The organism is Desulfitobacterium sp., from assembly GCF_034927245.1.
Lineage (GTDB): Bacteria > Bacillota > Desulfitobacteriia > Desulfitobacteriales > Desulfitobacteriaceae > Desulfitobacterium_A.
In genome coordinates this window covers 1-5,749 of sequence record NZ_JAYFQK010000004.1, presented here as the reverse complement: position 1 = coordinate 5,749, position 5,749 = coordinate 1, and the positions used below count along the sequence as shown (strand labels likewise).

Sequence of the window (5,749 nt, the reverse complement as noted above, 5' to 3'; positions counted from 1 at the left end):
GGAGCAGCCCACTCACCTCCTCGTGATTTGTAGTTAACTGTTATCCCTATGGCTGTAGAATAGTAAGAAATTAGCTCGAAGGCAACATATTTCATGCTGTTTTGTGCCTTGAGCGAAGCGAAAGGAATGGCTATATAAATGTAAATATGTTTTTTTTCACAAGCGATCGGGAAATAAAAGAAGTGGTAAAAATGAGTATACCCACCATAGATATGACTAATTCCATAGTGATGTGATAAATGAGATAGTTATATTTGGACAAACCGTAAGTAGCGAGACCCAGGATGATTACGAATAATGTCGGAATAGTCCATTTCTTCATATTAACACATCCAATCCAATCAAATGGACACTTCACTTGAACAAAGAACAATTTAGAAATATATCCATTTCCTGTTGGTAGCTTCATCTTAACACACTTTATTCGTATTATACAGAATTTTGAAGAAAGTTTTATCGTTTTAGCAAGATATAGCTGTCGAAATAAATTGAAGTTTTAGGTATGAGACTCCGAAAATATCGAATACTAAAAAGAAAAATATCCTGATATTCGAAGGGGGTACTCTTTAGTGGCAAAAAAAATGAAAACGATGGATGGCAATCAGGCTGCAGCCGAGGCATCCTATGCCTTGACAGAGGTTGCCGCTATCTTTCCCATTACACCCTCATCACCGATGGCAGAGGGTGTGGATGAATGGGCCGCTCACGGTAAGAAAAACCTGTTTGACCAACCGGTAAGAGTTGTCGAAATGCAATCCGAAGGGGGCGCTGCAGGAGCAGTTCATGGTTCACTGCAAGCCGGGGCGCTTACAACGACTTATACGGCTTCACAAGGCTTGCTCTTAATGATTCCGGAAATGTATAAAATGGCGGGAAGTTTGGTTCCTGCTGTATTCCATGTGAGTGCACGCGCTCTGGCCACCCATGCCCTATCCATTTTTGGAGATCATCAAGATATCAATGCCTGCCGCCAGACCGGCTTTGCGATGCTTTGTTCAAATGATGTCCAAGAAGCAATGGACCTTGCTTTTATTGCCCATCTCTCGGCGATTAAAGGCCGAGTCCCTTTTATGCATTTTTTTGACGGCTTTAGAACCTCCCATGAAATCCAGAAAATCGAAGTAACACCCTATGAAGAGGTTGCCAAGCTTGTTGATTATAAGGCGATCCAAGCCTTTCGGGACCGCGCGCTTAACCCCGAACATCCGGTTTTAAGGGGAAGTGCGGAAAATCCCGATATTTATTTTCAAGGCCGCGAGGTTTCGAATCCGTTTGTCGATGCTGTTCCTGATATCGTTGAAAATTATTTTAAAGAATTTAAGAAAATTAGCGGTCGTGAATATCATCCCTTCCAATATTATGGAGATCCGGAAGCGGAAAACATCATCATTGCTATGGGTTCGGTCTGCAACACGACAGAAGAGGTCATTGACTATCTCCGAACCAAAGGGGAAAAAGTGGGGCTTCTGAAAGTCCATCTCTATCGTCCATTCTCGAAAAAATATTTTCTTGATGCTTTGCCCAAATCCGTAAAGAAAATTGCCGTGCTTGATCGAACGAAGGAACCGGGTTCAACAGGTGAACCGCTTTATCTTGATATCGTCCAAATGTTTAATAACGAAGGTCAAAAACCGGTGATTGTCGGAGGACGCTATGGACTTGGATCAAAAGACACGACTCCTTCCCAAATTCTTGCCGTGTATGAAAATCTAAAACAAGGCCAGCCCAAAGATCGATTCACGATCGGCATTATTGACGATGTCGGCCATACCTCTTTACCGACCCCTCAAATTATTGATACGATGCCAGAAGGAACCATCAGCTGCAAGTTTTGGGGACTGGGCTCAGATGGAACTGTGGGCGCCAATAAGAGTGCGATTAAGATTATCGGGGATAACACAGATCTTTATGTTCAAGGATATTTCGAATATGACAGCAAGAAGTCCGGCGGAACGACAATTTCCCACCTGCGCTTTGGCAAGACTCCGATCAAATCTTCATACTTTGTATTCGATGCGGACTATATTGCTTGCCATAACCGGTCATTCCTCTATAATTACGATCTTTTAAAGGGCTTAAAAAAGAATGGAACATTTGTCCTGAACTGTCCTTGGAAGCCTGAAGAAGTGGAAGATCATCTGCCTGCGCTACTTAAACGCTATATCGCTAAAAATAATATCAATTTCTACATTATTGATGCTATCTCCATTGCCGGCGAAATCGGCTTGGGCGGTCGGATTAACATGGTTATGCAAGCCGCTTTCTTTAAGCTGGCAAACGTTATTCCGGTTGATGATGCCATTCGCTATCTTAAGGATTCGATTCAAAAGGTCTACGGCAAAAAGGGTTCCAATATAGTCGAGATGAATCAAAAAGCGGTGGATCGCGGCATTGAGGCGTTGCATAAAGTCGAAGTTCCGGCAGCCTGGGCTGCGCTTGAAGATGAGGCTATGCCAATTAAGAATGAACCCGATTTTGTGAAAGATATTCAACGTCCGATGGCAGCACATGAGGGGGATAATCTACCCACCAGTGCCTTTGTAGGGATGGAGGATGGAACCCATCCGCTCGGTACAACCGCTTACGAAAAGCGTGGGACTGCCGTTTATCTTCCCGAGTGGCAAATTGATAAATGCATCCAGTGCAACCAATGCTCTTATGTCTGTCCGCATGCTACGATTCGTCCCTTCTTGCTCGATGAAAATGAATATGCGAAAGCTCCGGATACCTTCAAGACGAAGAAGCCGGTCAATAAAAAGCTGGAAGGATATCATTACCGAATCCAGGTCGCCCCTCTGGATTGTACGGGGTGCGGTAACTGTGCGGATATCTGTCCGGCACCCGGTAAAGCGCTTGTTATGAAGCCGGCCGATCATGAAATTGAGATGGAATCGGAAAACTGGGAATTTGCGATGACCGTTAAAGAAAAACGCGATTTAGCGGATGTTAAAACGCTCTTCGGAAGCCAGCTTGCCCGTCCGCTCTTAGAATTCAACGGTGCTTGCCCCGGCTGCGGTGAAACACCTTATGCCCGGCTGATTACCCAATTGTTTGGCGACCGGATGATTATTGCCAACGCGACAGGCTGCTCTTCCATTTGGGGAGGGAGTTCTCCCTCGATACCTTATACCACAAATGCCGATGGCAAAGGACCGGCTTGGATGAATCCCCTCTTTGAGGATAATGCCGAGTTTGGTTATGGTATACATGTGGGTTCAAAACAAATCCGGGCCAAAATTGCCGATTTGATGATTCACGCTTTAGAGACTTCAATATCCGACAATTTGAAACAAGCCTTCCGGGATTGGCTTGAAAATATGGAGGAGGGTGAAGGATCGAAAAAGGCCTCCGCTCGGGTTCTTGCGGCAATCCAAAACGAAGGTTCCGCGAATGAGCCTCTGCTTGGTGAGATTATGGCGCGCAAGGATTATCTCATAAAACCTTCCGTCTGGATTTTTGGCGGCGATGGTTTTGCCTATGATATTGGCTATAATGGACTGGATCATGTGATTGCCAGCGGCGACGATGTCAATATCTTTATTGTCGATACGGAAGTCTATTCCAATACAGGCGGACAATCTTCCAAAGCGACCCAAACCGCAGCCATCGCCAAATTTGCGGCCGGAGGAAAACGGATTCGCAAAAAAGATCTCGGGCTCATGGCGACTACTTACGGCTATGTCTATGTGGCTCAAATTGCCATGGGGGCTAATATGGGTCAAACGCTGAAGGCGATTGCCGAAGCCGAAAGTTATAAAGGACCTTCCTTAATCATTGCTTACGCATCCTGTATTAACCACGGGATCAAGTCGGGCATGGGAACCAGTATGATGGAAATGAAGAAAGCGGTCGAGGCGGGGTACTGGCATCTGTGGCGTCATGATCCCCGTTTGAAAGAGCAAGGTAAGAATCCCTTTATCCTTGACTCTAAGGAACCGACAGCCTCTTTCCAAGACTTCCTAAAGGGCGAAATCAGATACTCTTCTCTCAAAACGGTATTCCCGGAGCTGGCGGAGAAGATGTTTGCTGTGGCAGAGGATCATGCCCGGGAAAAATATCAAACACTAAAACGTATTGCATCGATGCAGTATTGATAGGAGGAATCAACGATGGCTGGAGCAGAAGAAAATAAATCAAAAGAAAAGTTCATGGCAAATCCGATTGAACGGCATGATACGGCGGCTTGGCGGGGACATATCGAAAGCGTGAAACCTGAATCCAATGTTGCCATTCCGAGTGAAGAAGCTGTTATCGAAGCCAAGGAATGGGTGGATACCAACTCGTTATCCTAATCCGTACCGAAAGTATAAAGGAAACGAGGGGCTTATGTCCCTCGTTTCTATTTGCTATTTTCAAATTTAAGGTTAAAATGTATAGGAGGTATTTTTGCTTCTTTATAGGGAATCAAAGGAGGATTTCTAAGTGGGCGATTTACGCATTATTGTCTTTTCGGCATCTTACGGAGCAGGTCATGTGCGCGCTGCCGAGGCACTCATTGATGCAATACATTCGAAAGCTCCTTCCGCTGAAATTACCCACGTTGATTCGATGGCTTTTTTAAGCAGGCCATTAAATAAAGTTATTAAGAATACATATATCGAACTCATTAAGCACACTCCCCGTTTATGGGGAAAGTTCTATTACGGAACCTCGAAACTTCTGCCTCATACTACGCTGCAGAAGCTATTGGATAACGTAGGGAGAGGCGAATTTTTAAGATATATCAATAAGCTTCACCCGGATGTGATTATTTGTACCTATTTTGTGATTGCCGGTGTGCTGGCGAAACTTCGCTTACGCGGTGTATTACAGGTTCCCGTTGTTACTGTGGTAACGGATTACGGTGTACATAGTCAATGGGTTCATCCGGGCATAGATCTCTATATTGTAGGGAATCAAGATGTCTATAAAGACCTTGTGGCTAGGGGAATCGACCCTCGGATCATTCGGATTACGGGTATTCCCGTTAATCCCCGCTTTGAACAGCGAATTGATCGTCAAAAAGAGAGTGAAAAGCTTCAAATTTATCCGGGTCGCCCTGTGTTTTTGATTATGGGCGGGGCCTATGGCGTTTTGGGCGGAATTAAAAAAATGTGCCAGCTTTTAGCCGATTCGGATATGCCTGTTCAATCCTTGATTGTCTGCGGGCGGGATGAAAAACTCTATAAGTCTATGGATGGCATTGTGGCTGAGGCCAAAAATCCGATGCGCCGTTTTGGATATGTTCATAATGTTGAGGAACTGATGGCCGTATCGGATATTATTGTCACTAAAGCCGGAGGATTGACCGTGTCGGAAGCGTTGACCCGGCATCTTCCTATGTTAATCTATAAGCCGATTCCGGGGCAGGAAGAAGAAAATGCCCGTTTTGTTCAGCGGATTGGGGCCGGACTGGTTGTCGAAACAGAGGAAGAGCTGGAAGAAACCGTACATCGCTTGCTGAACAATCCCCAAGAGATTGAACAAATGCGCCAAGCGGCAGCGAAAGCCTTACCCGGAAAAGCTGCCGAACAAGCTGTAAAATACATCTTTGAACTCATTAACGAATGTCCTCAATCGATAAGCGGAGCAAAATAATCGAAATAACGTATAAGGCCGATCTATCGAGGAGGTAATTGCGATGTTCTAGAAGTCAAGTGGGACAAGAGCTGAGGAGAACGCAAAAATATATTTTCCCCCAAGAAACATGCCATGAAAGGTTATGTTGCCCCACGCTCCAACACTTAATTCCGTAAAAAATAAGCAGGTA

At 45.0% G+C, this 5,749-nt stretch carries 3 protein-coding genes; all 3 read left to right on the top strand.

All coding sequences use genetic code 11. From position 1 onward, the window contains the following. Positions 1–569 precede the first annotated feature (569 nt). The 3 genes from nifJ (at position 570) to VB077_RS01090 (ending at position 5,577) form a co-directional block, all read left to right on the top strand. Positions 570–4,094, top strand: a complete 3,525-nt coding sequence (gene nifJ / locus VB077_RS01100) for a pyruvate:ferredoxin (flavodoxin) oxidoreductase (RefSeq protein WP_323413367.1) — start codon at positions 570–572, stop codon at positions 4,092–4,094. A 15-nt stretch (positions 4,095–4,109) separates the two neighbouring features. Beyond that, entirely contained in the window at positions 4,110–4,292 is a 183-nt protein-coding gene (locus VB077_RS01095) for a DUF3787 domain-containing protein (RefSeq protein WP_323413366.1), read from the top strand. Positions 4,293–4,422: 130 nt separating this feature from the next. Continuing rightward, positions 4,423–5,577: an MGDG synthase family glycosyltransferase gene (locus VB077_RS01090; protein ID WP_323413365.1), complete on the top strand. Its 1,155-nt coding sequence runs from the start codon at positions 4,423–4,425 to the stop codon at positions 5,575–5,577. The last annotated feature ends 172 nt before the right edge of the window (positions 5,578–5,749 follow it).

Bases quoted from the DNA above. Each gene is read 5' to 3' on its own strand.
- VB077_RS01095 (WP_323413366.1), top strand. From the start codon at position 4,110: ATGGCTGGAGCAGAAGAAAATAAATCAAAAGAAAAGTTCATGGCAAAT.